Genomic DNA, 20,263 nt, shown 5'->3' with positions numbered 1-20,263 from the left:
AATATTAAAGAGGATTAGCTATTATCCTCTTTTAGAAATTTTGACTTGCTTTCAACAACTGTCCTTTCAGCTGACATTTCCTCTGCTGACACTTCTCCTGCACCGATAAGTTCTGCAATGGCCCTGTTGGTTGCACGGGTTTTTGCAGTGGACATTATTGTGTGGTCTGAAACTTTGTCCTTTCCTTTTTCAGAACGGGAGCATAACGCATCGGATTCAACACTACGTCCATTTGGCAGTGTTGCCCTGACGCAGTAGTATGCTTCTTTTATCCTTCCGGTTTTTGTCCTTTCAAGGTCACGATCAACAATTTCAGTATCAACATTGAATGCTCTTGAGAGTTTTTGCCATGCTGACTTTTTCTTGAAGTGCCTTTTCACTTTAGTGTAGTTGCCGTCTTCATCTTTTTCCTTAACGATTATTTCCTGATAGTCTGTATCATTCAACAATCCTTTACAGAGTTTTTGATAAGCGTCCCACTGTTCAATGGCGACATCCACATCTGGGACATTATCAACTTTAACTAATTCAGTTTCCGGGGAAACCTGTGGTTCTTCTATAAGTTCTGCTTTTACCATTTTTATCACCTTGAAAAATTGGGAGGATTGATTTATAATCCTCCTGTACTTGTTGCTATTCCAATCCAGCCGATAGCTACAGCAAATAACATGCTTCCGATGAAAATCATTTTTGGATTGGGATCCATCGGCTCTTCTTTTGGATATAATCTTGCTGGTTTAGGCATACTGACCAAACCTCCTGATGCAAACCTCAATAATTAAATTCAGGTTAATTATTGTAGTTTTTCCACCTTTTTTTCTAATAACAACTGTTTTATTGTCTGGGAAATTCAATTCGTCTGATTTCATTACTGCACAATACGGGTCTTCATTTGCAGATACGAATGCAATGAAATGTCCTTCATCCAGATTCTTTTGCATTTCAAGAATTGCATTTTCCATGTTCATCATCCCTTTTGTGTTTCCTGAATCCTACAATGTAGGCTTCTCCTCTTATGAATTTGACTAATGCAGTATCTCCTTCAGTTGCATAATGAATTAAAGACAATAACTTTGAATGTATTAGTGTCTGGTATGCTTTTTTTCCACCATCAACTAATACGATACCGTCATCGTCAATGTAGAGGATTTCCTGTTCAACATCTCCTTTGGCAATTTTGATTTCACCGCTGTGAGTTAAAATGCCATGGAAATTATCTTCGAATTGATTAATTGAGGTTGTCATGATGTATCAACCTCATTAATGCAATGTCTTTCAAATGGGCAATAGCTATTCATTTTCTATTCACCCATTTTATCGAGTTTACTAAAAACTTCTGATACAATTTCCCATGCCTCTTTTGGTACTAAAACATGAGGCACACCATTTACATCTTGTTCTATCATTGTTTGTCGGCTCCGTTAATCTTTTTAAACTTTAGTTCAACAGTCTACTGGATTAAAGCTATTGATCCAGTTTCATTATCTTGATTTCGTACAAATCAAAGAATTCCTTTTCATTGCTGATGTTTTCGGTTTCGGAAATTTCAGCAATCGCTTCCTCTAGTGCCTGGAAGTTATTTGAAACAATTACTTCACGGGGCATTGGTCTTATTTGTCCATACATGTTTTGATGTCTCCATTATTTCACACTCTCATCAATCTGAACAATTAATAGAGAGCAATTCTTCGAAAATCTCAAAATCATTTGGGCCAGACAATTTGAAAAATAAAAATAGTATTCAAGTAAATCAGTTTTCCGTTCTTCACCGAATATTTAGAATAAGATAATTTGTGGTTTATTTGGTTTAATAATCTTTATATATTCCTTGAAATAAACTAAATATTGGGTTAAGTTTTGGAAAGTATTAATTTTTAACAAAGTTTGTCGGCTCTGTTTAATTATTTTTATTTTTCTAACTGACCCAAGGATTATATTAAAAAATTTATAGCTCGTTATTCATTACAAATTTTTTTTATAATCCTTTTTTCATGATCTCATTTTTTCGTAACTTTTCTTGATATTTTACCTCACTAAATTGATTTTCAGGCCTCACCAAAAAAAAGTTGTACGAGTATGAAAAATTGCTTTCACTTCGTAAAATTGCTTTCATTTGGTAATGGCTAATCATAGTTTGTCAAAATGAATATATAAACATTTCTATTAGTTTTTTAATGTTAAATTGTTCATTTTTTTGAGAAAAAAATTTGAAGATAAGGCATGTGTTTTTCCAAAATTCTGTAAACAATGAAACAGAAATTTGTAAAAAAAATTAGTCAATTGTATAAATCAAAATCCTATGTCAACTGTTGCTGGTGGAATGTTTCAATCCAATTTTTTTGTATTATATTTTTTATTATATCCTTTATATAAATTTGATAATGGGCCTATTCGAAGTGCTCCAAAAATTTTATAATTGTCAAAAAATAAATTTTTTATCAGAGTTTAGTAGTTCAAATCGATAAGGTTGCGAACTATATCATACGTTTTATACGAACAGTTTGTAGTTTGGCACTTTAGGGTAATGCATCACTAGATGTGTTAATGATTATTTGTAATGTTTCAAATTCTATGCACTTTTTCACATTTGTGATTTTGCGCTTTGTCGCACTTCCAATTATTTTATTATTTTTCAAAAACATATTTCTTGTTGGAATAGTCTTCAGTTGATGGTTGATAACATATATTTAATATATTAATTATAAATATTATATTAAATATAATTAATTATATCTAATTAACATCTGGAGAGTTTGTCATGGCTATGAAAACAATTCGTGTAACTGAAGAGATTCACACAAAACTAGCTCATTTAGGTTTAAAATCAGAAACATATAATGATATTATAGCTAGATTAATTGAGGCGTATGAAAAAATGTATTTTGAAGAAGAATTAAGTGATGATGAAGCAGATTATTACAATGAGAGAATCAGACTTTTTGAAAATGGGGATTATACTGGCACTAGAAAAGTTGATTTAAATGCCATCAGAAAATAATCCTGAAGTACAATATGAACTTTTTGAAGATAAAAAAGCAATAAAGTTCATGGATAATCATTCTGATGATGAAAAACTGATAAAAAGAATATATGATAAATATTCTCAATTATCAATTGATCCATATAAAGAAGCAGAAAGTTCATTTAAAAGCAAAAAATGTCCGAAATGTAAAAAAACAAGAGTGGGCAACTATAGGATTATATATTTCATCAAGGAATCAACTAAAGAGGTTGAAATAATTGATATTGGTCCTAGAAGGTCCATCTATAAAAAATGGAATTAATTTTTCAAAGTAGGGGTGTTCCCTTGGTTATCACATAATCGTGTGATTTCATTTTTATTTCTTATTTTTAATTTAGTGATTTCGTTGAATTATTAAGAATGTTATTGTATCGGCGGTTGTTAAATTTTTTGTCATAGATTTTAGTTCTGGAAATTGATAAGTATGACAACTTTATCATTTGTTTTATACGAACAGTTTTATTAGTTAATCGGATAGATTATCAATGTCTTCAATTAGCTCATCCAACAATTCATCATTCTCATTTAATTCACGTGCCTTATTTATATAATATAATGCTTCATCGTAGTTTCCCAATCCAATTGATATTTTGGAAATGGCATATAAATGTCCAAATTCATTAGGTTCAACCTCCGATGCTAATTTGAAGTAATCTAGTGCTTTTTCATAATTTCCCAGATAACTGTTGCAATAACCTAGATTTGCATAAAGGAACGGATGGTCATATCCTAGTTTCTCGGATTCTTCCAGGCTAACTAATGCCTCATCGTAGCGTTTGAGCGTGTTTAAAGCACTCCCTTTGACGGCTAAAATGTAAGATTTCTTTCCAAATATGAATATGGAACAGTTTGCAAATTTTAAAGCTGTTGAAAAATGATTGTGTCTTAAAAAGAATCTGGCCAGCATGTCTAATGTAGGTTCGAGGCATACCCAGAGCAAAAGCAATAAAAAACCAAAATATCCGTATGCTAAAAGCCAGTCATTGTTTTTTATTCCGATATAAGTTTCAATAAGACAAACAACCATCATTACATATGTTAGGAATTTAGAAATTTTATTTTGGGGGATATCGGCAAACTGGTAAACCAGAATGATGATTACTAGGGAAGATGTGAAAATATTCCATAAACTAAAATTATAAGTGCATTGGTAAATTAAATTCGCAATCAGTAATATAGCTAGAATGAAATATTTTGCATTTTTGTCCATGATTACACTTTTAGACTTTGTGATATATATGTTATTTCAAGGCTCTTTTTGTAATTCGAATTGTGCCCTCGCTGTGGATTCGGACAATAGGGTTTTCATCATTTTCTGCAATCCATTCTAATTTTTTCAGGTAGGGTTTTACATGGTCTGGTTTTTGTTTTCCGACAACTCTAAACATTTCAGGAGCTTCTATCCAAACCTTATCGCTTGAATCTGAAATCATTTCTAAAAAAATTTCAAGATTTTCTAAAAATAGTTCGGGAGCGTTTGTTGCAATGTTTTCACAGGCCTATATGAATGCATGTCTGACGTTTTCAGATTCATCGTCTTTCATAGTCATTAGTTTATCTAAGTGGGGAGTATCAGATTTTTATCTGCCCTGCCGATTCTTCCTATTGCATTTGTTGATCTTTCCCGCAATTTGGGATTTTCGTCTTCCATGTAGCAGACAATATCTCTGACATATCCTTCTATCTCTTCAGGGTACTTCAGTCCCATCTCTCCAAGAATCCATAATGCCTTTGCCTTAACGTTTGACGAATAATTTTCATTCAATTTGCTGGCAACATTGTCAGTATTTTCTTTCCAGCATTCCTTATTTTTTGTTATAGCTCTTAATTCTTTTAGTGCATCTTTTTCATTTGACATTTTATCTATTCTTTTTTCAAATAATATCCTTAATGTCAAGTACTGGGGTGCCGTTCAGCATGTCAACACCGGTAAACCTGATGACATTGCCGTTTATCTCTTTAATTTTTATTGTGGAAATTCCAATCGGATTCGGCCTATTCGGGGCATGGGTTGAGAACAATCCCTTTACTGGGCCGTTTCCTCTAAAAGGGACTCTTTGCTTGAATCCTTTTGATTTGTGAAAATGGAATAATACCATGTATTCTTCACCGGCTTCCATGCTGGACATGCTTTCCAGATACTCCTCATTGATAATAATTTCCGCTTCAACATCTCCGGATTCTCTAGTGGACTTTGGCATATTATTAACATCCTCGTAGGGGGACTTTATGTAGCCAACAGGTTTAAAAATTATTTCTTCATCCATAAAATCATCTCCTAAATGTGATACTATTTGCCTGCAATATCTTTTATCACTTCACCTGCAATTGTAAGTCCGGCTACAGACGGCACAAATGAAACGCTTCCTTTCACCTTGAATTTCAGGTCCTTATTTATCGGATGGTCATTGGTGTTTATTGCATGTTCCTGTGAATATACGACCTTACATTTTTCAATATTTCTTTTTCTAAGGTCCTTTTTCATTATTCTGGCAAGCGGGCATACGGAAGTTTCATAAATGTCTGCAACTTCAAACATGGTCGGATCCAACTTGTTACCGGTTCCCATTGATGAGATTACAGGAACGCCAAGTTCATCACATTTGCAGATAATTGCGATTTTCGCCATTATCGTATCCACGCAGTCAACGGCATAGGACAAATCTTTGGTAATGATGTCTATTTCACAGTCGGCCATGTAGAATTCCTTATATGTTTCAACATTCGCATCCGGATTGATTTTATGGATTCTTTCAGCCATCACGTCAACTTTATGCTTTCCTATTGTATCAACGGTTGCAATTAGCTGTCTGTTGATGTTGCTTTCATCTATCTTGTCAAAGTCAACCAAAACAAAATTCCCTATTCCGCTTCTTGCAAGTCCTTCACAGACAAAAGAGCCTACGCCGCCAAGTCCGAAAATGGCAACTTTGGCATCGCTCAATTTGTCCATTCCGTCATTTCCAATTAACATTTCTGTTCTTGAAAACTTTTCATCCATCTCATTTCACCAAAAAATATAATTTAATTTACAATATAACTATTGATTAGATGACATAAAAAATTATGCAATTAGGGATTTTTCATGATAATAGATACTCACTGCCACATTTACAAAAGCGAAATGGAAAATGCGGAAGAAATCATAAAAGAAGCTGCAAAAAGGGATATACATATGATAGTGAATGGGACAGACCCTCAAAGTAACCTGGAAGTATTGGAGATGTCTGAAAAATACGGAAATGTCCATGCCGCTTTAGGCTATCTTTATTCATTTGCAGATAAGCTGACAGATGATGATGTCACTTTGTTGGATGAGCAGCTCAAAAATGAAAATGTTGTCGCAGTAGGAGAAATCGGCCTTGACTATTATCACACAAAGGACAACAGGGACCGCCAGATTGAACTGTTTGAAAATATGCTAGGTCTTGCAGAAAAACACGGCCTTCCTGTGATAGTCCATTCAAGAAAGGCGATGCAGGATACCTATGACATACTGAAAAGGCATGATGTGGCTGGATCTATGCATTGTTATCTGGGTTCAGCTGAAATGGCAAAGCAGTTCATCAAATTGGGTTTTTTCATTGGAATTGCAGGACCTATCACTCACACTAACAACAAGAAAACAAGGAAAATGGCAAAAAGCATTGATGTTAATCATATTCTTGTTGAAACTGATTCACCATATCTTGCTCCTGAACAGAAACGGGGAGAAGTTAATACTCCGCTGAATTTAAGCTGTATCACAGAAAAACTGGCTCAAGAACTGGAAATGGATGAAGATAAAGTCATTGAAATAACTGCCGGCAATGCAAAAAAACTGTTTAAAATATGACCTTGCACAATTTAAAAAATGTCCTGTTAATGCTAAAAACGTTAAGTATACGAACTATTTATTTGGATTTGAACGAACAGTTCGTATTAATTTTTTTCATTGCTTTTTATTTTGTTCATTTTAATAATAAATTTTTGAACGAAATGTCTTTTTTAATTAATAGATATATTTATTAACCTATAAATGTTAAATAATATTATATATTGGGGGATATAAAACATGAGCGAACAGAAACCTATCCAAATTTTTTCAAATCCCAATGACAACATTGGTGTAAATGTGGTTAAAAGTCCGGTAAAACTTACAATTCTTGAAATGCTAAGGGACCGGGACATGGAATTTGATGAAATTGTAAGTAATACTGGTAAATCAAAATCTACAGTATCAGTTCATCTCAAAAGTCTACGTGAACGTGGTATTATCTCATATAAGGTTCATCCGGTAGATAACAGAAAAAAAATATTCTATTTAAACTCCAAATATATAGGTTCTGTAGATACAGGTGAGCCAAAAGAAATACATGAAACCCAATCTGATTATTTAATTAAAAACCTTGTTGAAGAGGACGAAGAGTTTTCTACATTGCTGTTTCATACCTTAAAGTCAATGCTTATCCAGGAAGGAATAAATATTGACCCGATAATGCAGTCAACAGGAAACAGCATAGGCAGATCCATTTTTGATAAATTATATGATGATGATTTGGATGTATTCATGCAAAATCTTGCCGAATTCTGGCAAAGAAAAGGTTTGGGAAGGATGACATTTAAAGTTGGTCAGATTATAAAAATCACAACCTATGACTGCTTTGAATGCAAGTTTCTTCCAAAAACAGGAAAACCGGCATGCTTTTTGGACACCGGTATTCTTGAAGGTCTTTTCACTGAATTTTTCAATCTCCCCGTCAGCGTCATTGAAACTCAATGCTATACTATGGGAGATGAAAAATGTGTATTTGAAATTGAACCTCTCGGTATCAAATCAAATTAATCGTCAAATTTTATAATTGTAGTTGTAAGGTAAGGTTTTTCGTTTGAAAATCCTTCAATTATTTTTTCATTTTCACGTGTACAGTTCTGCACGGAATAGATTTCTTTAGGTCTTTCTTTTTCTTCAATTGTTTTTTCCAAATCGGAAGTGTTTCTGGAAGCTTTCATAAGGACAACTGAGTTGCTGTATTCTAGAACTTCCTCAAGCCTGTCATCTATTTTAGGCACAATTGTTAAAATCTGGTTCTGTTCGACCAATGCCTTGTTTCTTGCAGCCGCACATGCTGTAAATGAAGTAATTCCCGGAACGGTTTCAATTTCATATCTTCCGGCTAATTTCTTTTGCACATAAGAATAAGTACTGAATACGGAGCTGTCTCCTAAAGTAATAAATGCAACATCTCTTCCGCTGTCAAGGTATTGGGCAATCATTTCAGACGCACTTGTCCAGACTTTTTCTAACTCCTCTTTATCTTCTATCATTGGAAATATTGGTTCAACAAGCATTAATCTTTTGTAATCTTTTCTTTCTTTAAGTATTGGTCTAACAATTGACAGTGCAATACTTTCTTTTTCTTTGGCGGATTTTGGTGAAAATACAACAGGGACTGATTTTAATATTCTTGCTGCTTTTAATGTAAGTAATTCTGTATCTCCCGGTCCAACACCAATTCCAATCAATTTTCCTTTTTTAGCCATATAATCACTTTTTATAACAATATTTTATTTTGAATATTACTTTTCAAATGCTCTTTCTATAATTTATTTATATTATACTAACTAATATATCTTTAATGTCAAATTCGTTATTTTGCCCAAATTGTGGGATGTTAAAAAGTAATTGTACTTGTGAGAATTCAAGTAATAAGAAGTCCGGCGGTCCAACAAATCTGTTTAGTTTTTCAAAGCCTAGAAAAAGGTCTATATTGGATGATGAAATACCTGAAGTTTATTCTGTCGATAATCATAAGCTGGATGAGGGAACTGCAGCTTATATTAAAGAGATATATCCTCATATCGACGATGAGATAATTGAAAATTTCCCTTTTGAAGAGCCTAGATTCGGTCAGCTGGATATTATTCAGGATATCAACGATGCAATTAAGCAGGGTTACAAATACATAATTCTTGAGGCAGGTACCGGTACCGGAAAATCCGCTATCGCAACAACTCTTGCCAAAATGTATGAATCAGCATACATACTGACAATGACCAAGCAGTTGCAGTCCCAGTATTCAAATGAGTTCGATTTTCCACTTGTTAAAGGAAGGGGCAATTTCGCATGTCTGAATTCGAATTTGGACCTTTCATGTGATATGGGATTATGTAAAACTGCACCGGCATCCAGCAATTTCTACTGTCCGTATGGTGTTGCAAAAAATCCTTCTTTGGATGCAGAGCTCGCATTTGAAGATTCACATGGCGGAACAGTATTTTACCAGTCACCTAACCACTGCCATTACTGGAATCAGAAAGCCAATGCTATCAACTCACCTATAACACTGATGAATTATGATTATGCAATTGTTGAGCTGAACTATGTAAAGCATTTCGCCCCACGTTCTCTTCTGATTCTTGACGAGGCCCACAACATTGAAAACAAGCTGATGGCTACAATGGAAGTCACACTCTACAACAGAACCCTTGAAAATGACATCAGCAAACACATTTCCCCTGAAACCCTAAAGGACGGGGAACTTAAAGACTGGATAATGGAAATTGATGCCATAAGGGAAAGCTATGAGGAAATAGATTTGAAGGATGTTAAGAAAAATAAGGCCGACAGAATCCGCTCAACCATAGGCAGACTAAAAACTTTAACAAATAACCTTGAAAAAGAACCTAAAAACTGGGTTATTGATGCAGAGGAAAGCGGAGTTACCTTCAAACCTTTAAGAGTCCATCATTACGCCAAGGATAACCTTCTCAAATATGGTGATGTAGTCATTTTCATGAGCGCAACAATACTTTCCCATAAGATGTTTTCCAAATGGCTGGGACTGAATCCTAATGAAGTTTATCACATTAAAGTCGACAGTCCGTTTACAAAAGAAAAAAGGCCTATTATTCTTAATCTTGCAGGAAAGATGTCTGCAAATAGAATAAAGAATACTGCTCCCAAAACTATTCCTATTCTTCAGGAAATTCTTAAAAAACATGAAGGGGATAAGGGACTGATACACACTCACAGCTATAAATGCCAGCAGTATATTCTCAATAATCTTTATAATTCCAGACTGGTTTCACACACATCACAAAACAGGGAACAGATATTGGATTTCTTTGAGAAAGATGAAAATCCTTTGGTTCTTGTTTCACCGTCAATGAGTGAAGGTGTGGATTTGCCTTATGACAAATGCAGATTCCAGATTATCTATAAGATGCCATTCCCATATCTTGGAGACAAGCAGGTAAACATGAGAATGAAAAGGGATAAAAAATGGTATGCTTACAAGACTGTAATGACTCTTATGCAGGCGTATGGTCGTGGAATGAGGGCTGAAGACGATTCATGTTACACATACATTATCGACAGTGACATTAACATGCTCTTTAAAAGCCCGATGTACAGATCACTGATTCCTGATTTCTTTAAAGAAGCAGTTGTAAGAATTAAAAATTAGCGGACCTGGAGGGATTTGAACCCCCGATCTCAGGATCCGAAGTCCTGCGTCATTCCTGACTAGACCACAGGCCCGAATAAAATTAAAATATTTTTTTTATTTTTTATCTTCGCTGTCAACGGAGATTATTGGAATATCTTCAATATCTTCAACTTCAGCAAAAATATCATCAATGGACTGACTGTCTCGAACTACCTGTTCATATTCGATTTCTTCGATTTCTTCAGTAGTTAATCCTTTTTTCTCTTGAGGTTTTTCTCGAGCAGGAGGGATTTTATCTAATTCCTCTTGAGTTGGTGGGGTCGGTTTTTTTGGTTTGGATGGTCGTTTAAGTTTTTCTTTAATGTCCCCAATATGGAATTCTCCTATTTTGTAGGATTCCTTGTCAAGAGGTATGTTGCTTTTTGGTATGACTTTTTCAGCAGGTTCCTCTTTTTTAGGGGATGGCTTTTTTTCGTTATTCTCAATAGAATTTATATTATTTGACATCCCTTCCAATGGATTTTTAAGTCCGAATATCTTGTATATTCCAAAAATCAATAATAACAATCCAAATATTAAAAATATGATGGATATAAAGTTGGTTTCACCTGAAACAACATTATCTATAACACGGTCACTGCGTGATGAAAAGACAAATGCGGAAATAGCTATGAGAATCAGTCCTAAAATTGAACTTACAATAGCCATTATAGGTGTTCTTCCAACTCTGGCATGAATAATGTTATCAAAGCTTTCGCTTAAATCTTCACTGAAGTCATCAAGGAAGTCTTCGCCTTCATTTGAGTCTGAATCTTCCAGTTCTTTTTCTTTAGGAGCTTTTATTATATAATCTTCATTAACAGGGTTTTCTTCTAAATTAATAGCATGTCCTTTGTCTTTGCCGGGATGATAAATATATTCATCATCGATTTCAAAATCTCCGTCTATCCTATCTTCATTAAGATAGTTGATCAGTTCAATGTCTTCTTCAATGTCGTCAGTATTCTGATTTTCATCGACTTCGGAGACATTACCGATCATTTCTTTGAGATTTGAAATCCTATGCTCTTTATCTTTAGAATCTTTCATAAAAATCCCTTAGTCGTATGCTCTCCAAGTATGTTTACATTTGGAACATTTAAAAATTCTGGTTGGTGCTTCATCAGCACTACGGGTTTGGATTAATTTGTAGGTTGCTTTGTCGTGTCCGCATTCAGGACAAATCTCGTTTACGGTAGGACCTACCTCAACATCTTCTCCAAGCATTTTCACGGTTTCATCAGCTTCTCTATTGTCTGAAACTTCATATTCATTATCATCTGATAAATTTTTAGTATATCCGCAGCTACATTCTAACTTCCCATCTTTCGGAAGTAACATAGCTCCACAGTCAGGACAAAATTCCATTTAACTCTCCCTCATTTAAATTTATTTATATATTCAATAAATCTTTTTTTTAAATTATTTAAATATATGGCATTAAATGTTCTTTTTTACTGTTTTTAGGCAATCTCTAATAATTTCTTCATGGTCGAATGCAATTTTTATTTCATCCAATTTTTTTTCATTGAAAACTGAAATGTCACTTGCATCGCTATCTGCCTTTTTGTTGGAAAAGTTTCCTTGTGCTGTATAAGCTACTGTAATTGTATGTCCTCTAGGGTCCCTATCTGGTTTGGAATAGACATTCACAAGGTCTTTAAGTTCCACATCGATATGGGTTTCTTCTTTTGCTTCCCGTACTGCTGCATTTTCGACAGTTTCACCATATTCAACAAATCCTCCAGGTATTGCCCAATAATCTTTATACGGATCATTTTTCCTTTTGATTAAAATGAAATTCAAATCATCATCAAAAATAAAGATATCGGTAGTTACAGAAGGAATCTTGTAATTCGCCATTAAATCACATAAAAAATAATTTGAAGCTATAAAGCTTCATCGATAAGTTTTCTAAAATCAGAACTTTCTTTCTGGAGTTCTTCAGCTGCTTTTTTCAAGACAACTCTAGGTCTTTTTCCTCTTTTTGTTTTGATAGTCATTTCTGGTTTTCCAGTAAGAGGGTGATCAATGTTGTAAACAGCATATTCAACATCATCATCTTGCATTAAAATATGTCTTAAGGCATTGCAAACTCCGTGACTTTCATCATTTATACGAAAGGTCAATTCTAAAGTTTTGTCTTCAATAATTTCAATATTTTTCATTTTATCAACCATAATTAATCATTAACATAGTTTTTGGAAACTTTACGTTTCTCTTTTTTATTACAAGTATTACACTGAAGTTCATTTTCTCTTTTAGTAGTGTGCATATAGTCTCTGCAACGGGTACACATTGCTTTTAGAACTCCACAATCATCATCTACAGTACCTAAATCAACATTATCTCCGGTTATTTTAACTACTTTTGCTTGTATGATGTCTCCTATTCTGAAAGCATCAGATAATTTTTCGAGATAATCTTTCTTTGCTTGTGATATGTGGATAGCTCCCATATATGGCAGTGCCAATGGTCTTGCATTATCTTTCATACATTCAATATTCACATTAGCTCTTTGAGGTTTAATGTCAGTTATCTGACCATATATGATATCGCCGACTTTTAATAAAGCCGGTTTAGCATCACCTTCAACAGAAATAACCTTCATTTTTTGATTAATTTTAACATTGCCCAGTACTGACGCTTTAATGTCGCCATTGTCATCGTAAGTACCTTCTCCTGGAAGATATTGTTCAATTATTCCTAATTTTTCTCCAGGCATTACTATTTGTTCCTCTTTGTTACTCATATTAAAATCACCAAAATTAAAGATTTATAAAAATTTCTTTAATATAATAATTTTATTTTAATTAATATTTAAAGCTATTTAAAAATTGATTAAATTCATTAAAAAAAGAAAAAAGTTATAGTTTTAGTGGTAACGTTCATGGAAAAGGATTTCATCCAGCTGATAATTTTCCCATTCCCTTTTATCCAAAACTATTTCCAGCTCTTGCGGGGTCAATAACGGTTTTTTATACATTTGTGAATCATCTATTGCAATTCTTGGACATGCACTTACAACAAATGCTTCAAGTTCCATATATGGAAGTAAAATATCAGGATTGATGTTGTCTGCCAGAATGATATAGGCTTCCATATTTTGCTCTTCAAGTGTCTTTTTGATTTCTTTGGCTAGAGCCATTCTGTATTGTCCTTCCTTGGAGGATACTATTATTCCCCATTTTGTGGCAGTTCTTGCCTTTGTAATTCTTGCAAATCTAATTCTTAAAATTCTATCTGCATATTCATCCATTTTTCGAATTTCATTGTTGTATGGATCAAGAGCTATGACTGGAGCATCTGAAAATAATTTGATTCCCAGAGGGTGGAAATTTCCGCTTCCGATAAAAAGGATGACCTCAGTGTCCAGATTTTTAATTGATGAGAAGTTGCATCCCAAAACCTGACCCTTTCTTGTTGACGGGGATGAGCCCAGTATAACATCCTTGCCGTTGTCTTCAAGATAATCTCTGATTTCGTTTAAAAGATGCAGGTGCTGTGTTGTTGTAACAAGTCCGACCCTTGAATATCCTTTAAGCTCTTCTAAGCATTTTTCAAGGTCTTTTTTAACGTCGATTTTTGAAAAGGCTTCAATAAAAAGTGTTGGAACTTCATATTTCAACGGAAGAGGAGTGTGACCGTAGTGGATGATTAAATCAACTGAACCTTTCATTTTCCAGTCACTGACGTCACAGGCTCCAAAACATGGGTCTCCTGATATTATGACTGTCGCTTCAGTTTCCTCCTCAATTGCCTTTGCAATTTTTACCGCCTGCATTTTCAGCCCTTCCGGGAACTGAAGACCAACGGTTCTGGCATCCTTTGAGTTGATTTTCCGGATTGCCTTATCCAGATCCATATCATACATTGACATTTTAATCTTCGATTGTTCTTTCAATAACTACTTTTCCATCAATAACATCTAATTTGACAATAGATATTACGTCTACGCCTGTTTCTTTTTTAACAATTTCTTTTCCTTCTCCTTTCTCAATAACTGCTACAACAGATTTGATTTCCAAATCCAAATCTCTCAATGTGTCAATTAAAGCGACTAATGTTCCTCCGGTACTTACAACGTCGTCTATGAGCAGTATTTTCTCACCTGCGTGGAGGTCATTGATGTAGAGATTTGAAGATCCGTATCCGGTTTTCTGATAGACTTCCTGTTCTCCTTCAAGACCGTATTGTCTTTTACGGATAACAACGAATGGAATGTCTGTTGCAAGGGACAGTGCAGTAGCTAAATGGATTCCCATAGCTTCGACAGCTACAATTTTATCAATATTTAAATCCGCATGTTTATGTACTGATCTGGCTAATTCGCGCAGCATTTTAGGTTCCATTGCAGGAACTCCGTCACTGATTGGATTTACAAAGTAGTTGTAGTCACCTTTTTTTACAATTGGGGATGCTTCTAGAGATTTCTTTACTTCTTCTAACATAGTATCACACAAAAAATTTTAATGCATAGATAAATATAAATATATTATAATATAATTAAATAATTTATCTATAAACGTGATTATTATGCTCGGAAATTTAGGAGAAAATCTTACTAATACTATGAAAAAATTAGTAGGAATGTCTGTTATTGATAAAAAAACAATCAAGGAAGTTGTAAAGGATATACAACGTGCATTAATTCAATCAGACGTTAATATTAAATTAGTATTGGAATTATCAAAAACTATCGAATCAAGAGCTCTTGAAGAAAAGCCTCCTAAAGGTATCACTCCAAGAGAACATGTTATAACAATTATTTATGAAGAAATGGTAAATCTGCTTGGAAGCGAAGCAGTAAGTCTCGACATCAATGAAAGACCTTATAAAATCTTATTTTTAGGTCTTCAGGGTAGTGGTAAGACAACTACAATCGGTAAACTGTGTAGATTCCTCCAGAAAAAAGGTTTCAACCCTGCTGTTGTATGTACAGACACATGGAGACCTGCTGCTTATGAGCAGTTAAGACAGCTAACTGAAGAGATGGATGTTCCTCTCTATGGAGATCCTGAAAACAAGGATGCACTTGACCTTGCTCAGAAAGGTCTTAAGGAATTTAAAAACAGAAAAGTCATCATTTTCGATACTGCAGGTAGGCACAAGCAGGAAGAAGATCTTATCGCTGAGATGGATGAGCTTGACAATATCATCAATCCGAATGAAGCTATTCTGGTAATTGACGGTACCATAGGTCAGCAGGCCGGTGAACAGGCTAAAGCATTTTCACAGGCAACAGACATAGGTTCAATCATTATTACAAAACTTGACGGTTCAGCAAAAGGTGGGGGTGCTCTGTCCGCTGTTGCAGAAACCGGCGCTCCAATCAAATTCATCGGTACAGGTGAAAGGGTAGATGACTTTGAACTTTTTGACCCTCAGAGATTCATTTCAAGACTGCTGGGAATGGGAGATATCAAATCCCTTATAGAAAAAGCAGAAGAAACAATCGACGAAGACGTTGCAGAAAAAACCATGAACAACATGCTCACAGGTAAATTCACATTGATGGATATGAAAAACCAGTTTGACATGATGAACAGCATGGGTCCTATGCAGCAGGTTCTCAATATGATTCCGGGTATGGGAAACAAGATTACAAAAGAAGCCTCTAAAATGACTGAAGACAAGATTGACTCTTACAAGATAATGATGTCTTCAATGACCGAAGAGGAAATGCTTAACCCTAAAATAATCAAGCAGTCAAGGATTCAAAGAATTGCAAGAGGGTCAGGTGTACAGGAAAGTGAGGTTAAAGAGCTTCTTAAATATTACAACAACACCAAAAAGACAATGAAAGGAATCGGAAAACGTGGGGGCCGTTTAGGCGGCGGAGCTATGAACCGTATGATGGGACAATTCATGAACAGGTAAAGCATGTTAGAGTTAGCGAAAAGAATTTTAGAGGAATGCGATTACAAGATTTGTAAAAATTGTCTTGGACGTAAACTTTCCAAAACAATTGAAGGTACCAACAATATTGAACGTGCCGACAAGGTATGTGAAGAGCTGGGTATTGATTTGAATGATGCTGACTGCGCAATATGCGGCAATCTATTTGATAAGCTTGATGATGAGTTATACGGCAAAATTGATGCCAAAATAAATCAGCTTGAAATCGAATTTGACACATTCCTTGTAGGTTCCCAGATTGAAAAGGATATTCAAAAAAGAGATGAAGCATTTTCTGAAAAATTCAATCTGAATGTTGAAACAATCAAAAAGGAAGTCAACAGACTGATAGGTCTTGGAATTTGGGAGCGTTATGACAAGGATGCCGAATTTGAAAGGCAGGATATAGTTTTCAATGTTGATTTAAGAGCGGAACCCAAAGTCAAAATACAAATCAATCCGCTTTATATTGAAGGAAAATACAATAAACTGAAACGTGGAATACCTCAGACCAAATGGCCATGTACCAAATGTAAGGGAAGAGGATGCGAAGAGTGCAACTTCACCGGAAAGCAATATCCCGAGTCCGTAGAAGAGTTAATATCCGAGCATGTATTAAAATTAACTCGGGGACGTGAAGCAAAATTCCATGGTGCAGGCCGTGAAGACATTGATGTTTTAATGTTGGGATCAGGAAGACCATTTGTTCTGGAAATCAAAGAGCCAAAAATCAGAAAACTTGATTATAAACAGCTTGAAGAGGACATAAATAAAATGAATGAAGGAAAAACTTCATATCATAACCTCCATGTTTGTGAAAGGTCAAGAAAAGCTGAAATCAAGCAGTCATCTCCGGACACTTATAAGATTTACAATGCTATTGTCAAATGCGATGAAGCATATGATGCAGATAAACTTGAAGATTTGACAAAACTTAATGAAATAAATCAGCAGACACCTTTAAGAGTACTTAGAAGACGTGCTGACATGGTGCGTGTAAAGCATGTGCTTGATTTAAAATATGAAATTATTGATGATACAACATTCAGCATGCGCATTAAAACAGAAGGAGGATTGTACATTAAGGAATTAATTTCAGGCGATGAGGGAAGAAGCAATCCTAATGTATCTGAAATTTTAGGCATCAATGCAATTTGCGAACAGCTGGATGTATTGGAAGTTAGCGAGAAATGATATTATGGCAGAAGAATTTACACATTTAACAGAAAGCGGCGTACACATGGTTGAAGTCGGATCTAAGCCTGACCAAAAAAGAAGAGCTATTGCTCAGGGCAGCATATTTTTAGATAAACATACCATTGAGCTAATACAGAACGAAGAAATCAAAAAGGGAAATGTACTTACCACTGCCCAGATTGCCGGAATTCAGGCTGTCAAGAACACCTCTTCAATAATTCCACTTTGCCACCCGCTGGCTTTAACTGGAATTGAGCTTGATTTTGAAGTAAAAGACGATGAAATCATAGCCAGATGTGCAGTCAATACATTAGGCAAGACAGGTGTTGAAATGGAGGCTATTACTGGCGTTAGTGTAGCGCTTTTAACTGTATGGGATATGGTCAAAGCAGTTGAGAAAGATGAGAACGGTCAATATCCGGATACAAGAATTAGTGATATTAAAGTAATCAAAAAGGAAAAAATTTAAAGTTTATATATGATGAAAAAAATAATTATATTCAATTATTTTTTAAAATTAAATTAATGGGAGATTATTATGGCAAAAAAAGATAATAAGATTTCTATGCCTCAAACTGGTGCAGGTTTAGTAAGATACTTTGATGAAGAAAGTTTAGGTCCAAAACTTTCACCTGAGCACGTATTAATTGCAACAGTTATCGTAGCGATATTCTGTTTCGTTTTAAGATACTCAGCTTAATATTATTGTTTTTTTTAAAAAACAATACTACTTTTTTTTATTTGATACTATGTTGACTAAAAGAATTATTCCTTGCTTAGATTGTGATTTGCAGGTTCCGGAAGGCAGAGTCGTTAAAGGAGTAGAATTTAAAGAGATTAAATATGCCGGAAATCCTGTAGATTTGGCGACACGCTACTATGAAGAAGGAGCTGATGAAGTAGTTGTCCTGGACATTACTGCATCCCATGAGCGAAGAGCAACAATGGCAGATGTAATTGACGGATTAACTGAAAACGTTTTCATGCCTATCTGCGTAGGCGGAGGAATAAGAAAAGTCGACGATTATATTAAAATGCTAAGAGCAGGAGCAGACAAATGTTCAACAAACACTGCTGCAATTAAAAATCCTGAACTGCTGACAGAAGCCTCAAAAGTTGTCGGATCTCAGGCGGTCGTTATCGGAATCGATGCGAAAAGAAGATATGTAGACCATCCTGATGACGCCAAAGACAAAACTGTCATAGAAACTGAGAAAGGATACTGCTGGTTTGATACAAGTATTTACGGAGGACGTGAATTTACAGGTATCGACGCAATACAATGGGCTCAGAAATGTCAGGATTTAGGTGCCGGAGAAATACTTTTGACAAGTATGGACGGTGACGGAACCCAGAACGGCTATGATATTGAGCTTAACAAAACAATCAATGATGCAGTTGACATTCCAGTAATTGCAAGCGGTGGTGTTGGAGAACCTAAACATATTCTTGAAGTGTTTGAAAAAACAGATGTTTCAGCAGCTCTTGCAGCAAGCATATTTCATTTTAATCAGTATTCAATAGGCACTGTAAAGGAATACCTTAAAGAAAATAATGTGGCTGTCCGTTTATGATAATCAAAGCACCTATTGACTTGGATTTGACACAGCTGTCAGGTCAGACTTCACAGCCTCCATGGATTTTTGATGGAAATTCATACAGGGAAGTTGTCAGAGTCAATGATGAAGCGGTTCTTTTTGATGTAGCTCAATCCGGCGATTATCTTGATTTTAATTTTGAAGGAAACGTTAAAGAAAGTGATGCAGTTTCAAGACTAAAATACATTTACGATTTGGACTTTGACCTGGATAAGTTTTACAGATACCTCTCCAATTATGATGAACTTTGTGAAATGTCCGAGTTCTGCAACGGTTTAAGACTGTTTCTGGCAAAAGACCCCTTTGAGTGCATTATTTCATCAATATGCTCAGCGAATAATTCCATTAAAAGATGGACAAAGTCAATGAGTGATATGAAAAGCAAATGGGGTACAAATTATTTCAATGATTTTTACACATTTCCGGATAAATCAGTAGTTCGTGATTTGTATGAAGACGATGAAGAGGAACTTCTCATTTGCGGAAAATGTCAGGGAGATAACCTTAAAGAGTGCGGTGTAGGATACAGGGCACCATATATGAAAAAGGCTTCTGAAATGTTTACACTTGAAATGGACCTTTCGGAAATTCCAAAAATGTCATATGATGAAGCATTTGAAACAATTCTGAAGGTTCCGGGCGTCGGTCCGAAAGTGGCAGACTGCATTCTGCTTTACGGATTCAACTTTAAAGAGGCTTTTCCAAGTGATGTCTGGATTAAAAGGATAGTTTCATACCTTTACTTTGACGGAAAGGATATAAGTGTTCCGAAGGTAAGGGAATTCGGAATGGAAGAGTTCGGAGATTATGCAGGTTATGTGCAGCTTTACATGTTTCATTATGCCCGCAAATCAGGTCTGATGGCAAAGTTGAAGTAGCTTCAAATTTTCATCGGCGCTGAAGCTATTGAATTGTTAAAGATAAGCTTAATTTTTCCAATACCTGTCTTTTTTCTCTTTATTTTAATTGAGCGAATTTTACTTTAACGGCAAGCATTTTGAATTTGAATTTGATTTTCAACTGGGGATATATATGAAAGCCTTTTGAAAAACAAGTTTTCAATAGCTAAACCCTGATGT

General features: G+C 35.0%; 29 protein-coding genes and 1 tRNA gene. 11 read left to right on the top strand and 19 right to left on the bottom strand.

The window, feature by feature from the left end:
* Positions 1-14: 14 nt before the first annotated feature.
* From QZN33_RS06860 to QZN33_RS06840, 5 genes are all read right to left on the bottom strand, one after another.
* On the bottom strand, positions 15-578 hold the full coding sequence (locus QZN33_RS06860) for a hypothetical protein (RefSeq protein ID WP_296790285.1): 564 nt from the start codon (positions 576-578) through the stop codon (positions 15-17).
* A 32-nt stretch (positions 579-610) separates the two neighbouring features.
* Positions 611-745, bottom strand: coding sequence for a hypothetical protein (locus QZN33_RS06855; RefSeq protein WP_295588924.1), 135 nt, complete (start codon positions 743-745; stop codon positions 611-613).
* On the bottom strand, positions 738-968 hold the full coding sequence (locus tag QZN33_RS06850; RefSeq protein WP_296790275.1) for a hypothetical protein: 231 nt from the start codon (positions 966-968) through the stop codon (positions 738-740). The genes QZN33_RS06855 and QZN33_RS06850 overlap by 8 nt, the downstream gene beginning before the upstream one ends.
* A complete protein-coding gene (locus tag QZN33_RS06845; protein WP_296790273.1) occupies positions 943-1,245 on the bottom strand; it encodes a hypothetical protein in 303 nt (100 codons plus the stop codon). The genes QZN33_RS06850 and QZN33_RS06845 overlap by 26 nt, the downstream gene beginning before the upstream one ends.
* A gap of 219 nt (positions 1,246-1,464) precedes the next feature.
* A complete protein-coding gene (locus QZN33_RS06840; RefSeq protein ID WP_295609686.1) occupies positions 1,465-1,626 on the bottom strand; it encodes a hypothetical protein in 162 nt (53 codons plus the stop codon).
* 1,132 nt (positions 1,627-2,758) lie between these two features.
* Between QZN33_RS06840 and QZN33_RS06835 the strand changes: the two genes are divergently transcribed.
* Together QZN33_RS06835 and QZN33_RS06830 are read left to right on the top strand one after the other, a co-directional pair.
* A complete protein-coding gene (locus QZN33_RS06835; RefSeq protein WP_296790271.1) occupies positions 2,759-2,998 on the top strand; it encodes a hypothetical protein in 240 nt (79 codons plus the stop codon).
* Entirely contained in the window at positions 2,982-3,284 is a 303-nt protein-coding gene (locus QZN33_RS06830; RefSeq protein ID WP_296790269.1) for a type II toxin-antitoxin system RelE/ParE family toxin, read from the top strand. The genes QZN33_RS06835 and QZN33_RS06830 overlap by 17 nt, the downstream gene beginning before the upstream one ends.
* Positions 3,285-3,488: 204 nt before the next feature.
* Here QZN33_RS06830 and QZN33_RS06825 read toward each other — a convergent pair whose 3' ends face one another.
* From QZN33_RS06825 to QZN33_RS06805, 5 genes are all read right to left on the bottom strand, one after another.
* Entirely contained in the window at positions 3,489-4,232 is a 744-nt protein-coding gene (locus QZN33_RS06825; RefSeq protein WP_296790267.1) for a M48 family metallopeptidase, read from the bottom strand.
* A gap of 31 nt (positions 4,233-4,263) precedes the next feature.
* Entirely contained in the window at positions 4,264-4,455 is a 192-nt protein-coding gene (locus tag QZN33_RS06820; protein WP_296790265.1) for a hypothetical protein, read from the bottom strand.
* A gap of 125 nt (positions 4,456-4,580) precedes the next feature.
* Positions 4,581-4,880, bottom strand: a complete 300-nt coding sequence (locus QZN33_RS06815; RefSeq protein ID WP_296790263.1) for a HEAT repeat domain-containing protein — start codon at positions 4,878-4,880, stop codon at positions 4,581-4,583.
* A gap of 16 nt (positions 4,881-4,896) precedes the next feature.
* Complete coding sequence (gene tsaA, locus QZN33_RS06810; RefSeq protein ID WP_296790260.1) at positions 4,897-5,289, bottom strand: tRNA (N6-threonylcarbamoyladenosine(37)-N6)-methyltransferase TrmO; 393 nt, start codon at positions 5,287-5,289, stop codon at positions 4,897-4,899.
* A 23-nt stretch (positions 5,290-5,312) separates the two neighbouring features.
* A complete protein-coding gene (locus QZN33_RS06805; RefSeq protein WP_296790258.1) occupies positions 5,313-6,023 on the bottom strand; it encodes a tRNA threonylcarbamoyladenosine dehydratase in 711 nt (236 codons plus the stop codon).
* Positions 6,024-6,107: 84 nt separating this feature from the next.
* On the opposite strand from QZN33_RS06805, the gene QZN33_RS06800 reads away from it, so the two are divergent.
* Together QZN33_RS06800 and QZN33_RS06795 are read left to right on the top strand one after the other, a co-directional pair.
* Complete coding sequence (locus QZN33_RS06800) at positions 6,108-6,857, top strand: TatD family hydrolase (protein WP_296790256.1); 750 nt, start codon at positions 6,108-6,110, stop codon at positions 6,855-6,857.
* A 219-nt stretch (positions 6,858-7,076) separates the two neighbouring features.
* Entirely contained in the window at positions 7,077-7,847 is a 771-nt protein-coding gene (locus tag QZN33_RS06795) for a V4R domain-containing protein (protein WP_296790253.1), read from the top strand.
* Here the strand turns inward: QZN33_RS06795 and cobI are convergent.
* Complete coding sequence (gene cobI, locus QZN33_RS06790; RefSeq protein ID WP_296790251.1) at positions 7,844-8,545, bottom strand: precorrin-2 C(20)-methyltransferase; 702 nt, start codon at positions 8,543-8,545, stop codon at positions 7,844-7,846. The two genes, QZN33_RS06795 and cobI, sit on opposite strands and share 4 nt — an antisense overlap.
* A 95-nt stretch (positions 8,546-8,640) precedes the next feature.
* Here cobI and QZN33_RS06785 point away from each other — a divergent pair, with 95 nt between their 5' ends.
* Positions 8,641-10,470 carry a helicase C-terminal domain-containing protein gene (locus QZN33_RS06785; protein ID WP_296790249.1) on the top strand — a complete coding sequence of 610 codons (1,830 nt, stop codon included), beginning with the start codon at positions 8,641-8,643 and terminating at the stop codon, positions 10,468-10,470.
* On the opposite strand, the gene QZN33_RS06780 is transcribed toward QZN33_RS06785, so the two are convergent.
* From QZN33_RS06780 to hpt, 8 genes are all read right to left on the bottom strand, one after another.
* A tRNA-Arg gene (locus QZN33_RS06780) sits at positions 10,471-10,544 on the bottom strand. It abuts the gene before it with no gap.
* A 22-nt stretch (positions 10,545-10,566) separates the two neighbouring features.
* The gene (locus QZN33_RS06775) at positions 10,567-11,541 is read right to left on the bottom strand and encodes a topoisomerase IV (protein ID WP_296790247.1); all 975 of its coding nucleotides are present in this window, start codon (positions 11,539-11,541) and stop codon (positions 10,567-10,569) included.
* 9 nt (positions 11,542-11,550) lie between these two features.
* Entirely contained in the window at positions 11,551-11,859 is a 309-nt protein-coding gene (locus QZN33_RS06770; protein ID WP_296790245.1) for a transcription factor S, read from the bottom strand.
* Positions 11,860-11,931: 72 nt separating this feature from the next.
* Positions 11,932-12,354: an NUDIX hydrolase gene (locus tag QZN33_RS06765; protein ID WP_296790243.1), complete on the bottom strand. Its 423-nt coding sequence runs from the start codon at positions 12,352-12,354 to the stop codon at positions 11,932-11,934.
* Positions 12,355-12,380: 26 nt separating this feature from the next.
* Positions 12,381-12,671, bottom strand: coding sequence for a DNA-directed RNA polymerase subunit L (locus QZN33_RS06760; RefSeq protein WP_342764143.1), 291 nt, complete (start codon positions 12,669-12,671; stop codon positions 12,381-12,383).
* Positions 12,672-12,673: 2 nt separating this feature from the next.
* Positions 12,674-13,243 carry an exosome complex RNA-binding protein Csl4 gene (locus QZN33_RS06755; protein ID WP_296790239.1) on the bottom strand — a complete coding sequence of 190 codons (570 nt, stop codon included), beginning with the start codon at positions 13,241-13,243 and terminating at the stop codon, positions 12,674-12,676.
* Between the two features lie 123 nt (positions 13,244-13,366).
* Complete coding sequence (gene dph2 / locus QZN33_RS06750; protein WP_296790237.1) at positions 13,367-14,371, bottom strand: diphthamide biosynthesis enzyme Dph2; 1,005 nt, start codon at positions 14,369-14,371, stop codon at positions 13,367-13,369.
* 1 nt (position 14,372) lies between these two features.
* Positions 14,373-14,942: a hypoxanthine/guanine phosphoribosyltransferase gene (gene hpt / locus QZN33_RS06745; RefSeq protein ID WP_296790235.1), complete on the bottom strand. Its 570-nt coding sequence runs from the start codon at positions 14,940-14,942 to the stop codon at positions 14,373-14,375.
* Positions 14,943-15,021: 79 nt separating this feature from the next.
* Between hpt and QZN33_RS06740 the strand changes: the two genes are divergently transcribed.
* The 6 genes from QZN33_RS06740 to QZN33_RS06715 all read left to right on the top strand — a co-directional run bounded on the left by QZN33_RS06740 (position 15,022) and on the right by QZN33_RS06715 (position 20,062).
* Complete coding sequence (locus QZN33_RS06740; protein ID WP_296790324.1) at positions 15,022-16,371, top strand: signal recognition particle protein Srp54; 1,350 nt, start codon at positions 15,022-15,024, stop codon at positions 16,369-16,371.
* Positions 16,372-16,374: 3 nt separating this feature from the next.
* The gene (locus QZN33_RS06735) at positions 16,375-17,583 is read left to right on the top strand and encodes a tRNA pseudouridine(54/55) synthase Pus10 (RefSeq protein ID WP_296790233.1); all 1,209 of its coding nucleotides are present in this window, start codon (positions 16,375-16,377) and stop codon (positions 17,581-17,583) included.
* Positions 17,584-17,587: 4 nt separating this feature from the next.
* Complete coding sequence (gene moaC / locus QZN33_RS06730) at positions 17,588-18,055, top strand: cyclic pyranopterin monophosphate synthase MoaC (protein ID WP_296790231.1); 468 nt, start codon at positions 17,588-17,590, stop codon at positions 18,053-18,055.
* A 69-nt stretch (positions 18,056-18,124) separates the two neighbouring features.
* Positions 18,125-18,286 (top strand): preprotein translocase subunit Sec61beta, encoded by a 162-nt coding sequence (locus QZN33_RS06725; protein ID WP_296790227.1) that lies wholly within the window; start codon positions 18,125-18,127, stop codon positions 18,284-18,286.
* A 49-nt stretch (positions 18,287-18,335) separates the two neighbouring features.
* Complete coding sequence (gene hisF / locus QZN33_RS06720; protein WP_296790225.1) at positions 18,336-19,160, top strand: imidazole glycerol phosphate synthase subunit HisF; 825 nt, start codon at positions 18,336-18,338, stop codon at positions 19,158-19,160.
* Positions 19,157-20,062 carry a DNA glycosylase gene (locus tag QZN33_RS06715; RefSeq protein WP_296790223.1) on the top strand — a complete coding sequence of 302 codons (906 nt, stop codon included), beginning with the start codon at positions 19,157-19,159 and terminating at the stop codon, positions 20,060-20,062. Before hisF ends, QZN33_RS06715 begins: the two co-directional genes overlap by 4 nt.
* Positions 20,063-20,263: the final 201 nt, after the last annotated feature.

It is taken from the genome of uncultured Methanobrevibacter sp., from assembly GCF_900314615.1.
GTDB lineage: Archaea > Methanobacteriota > Methanobacteria > Methanobacteriales > Methanobacteriaceae > Methanocatella.
The sequence above is the reverse complement of the archived record's forward strand: the minus strand, read 5'-3'. Positions and strand labels throughout refer to the sequence as shown.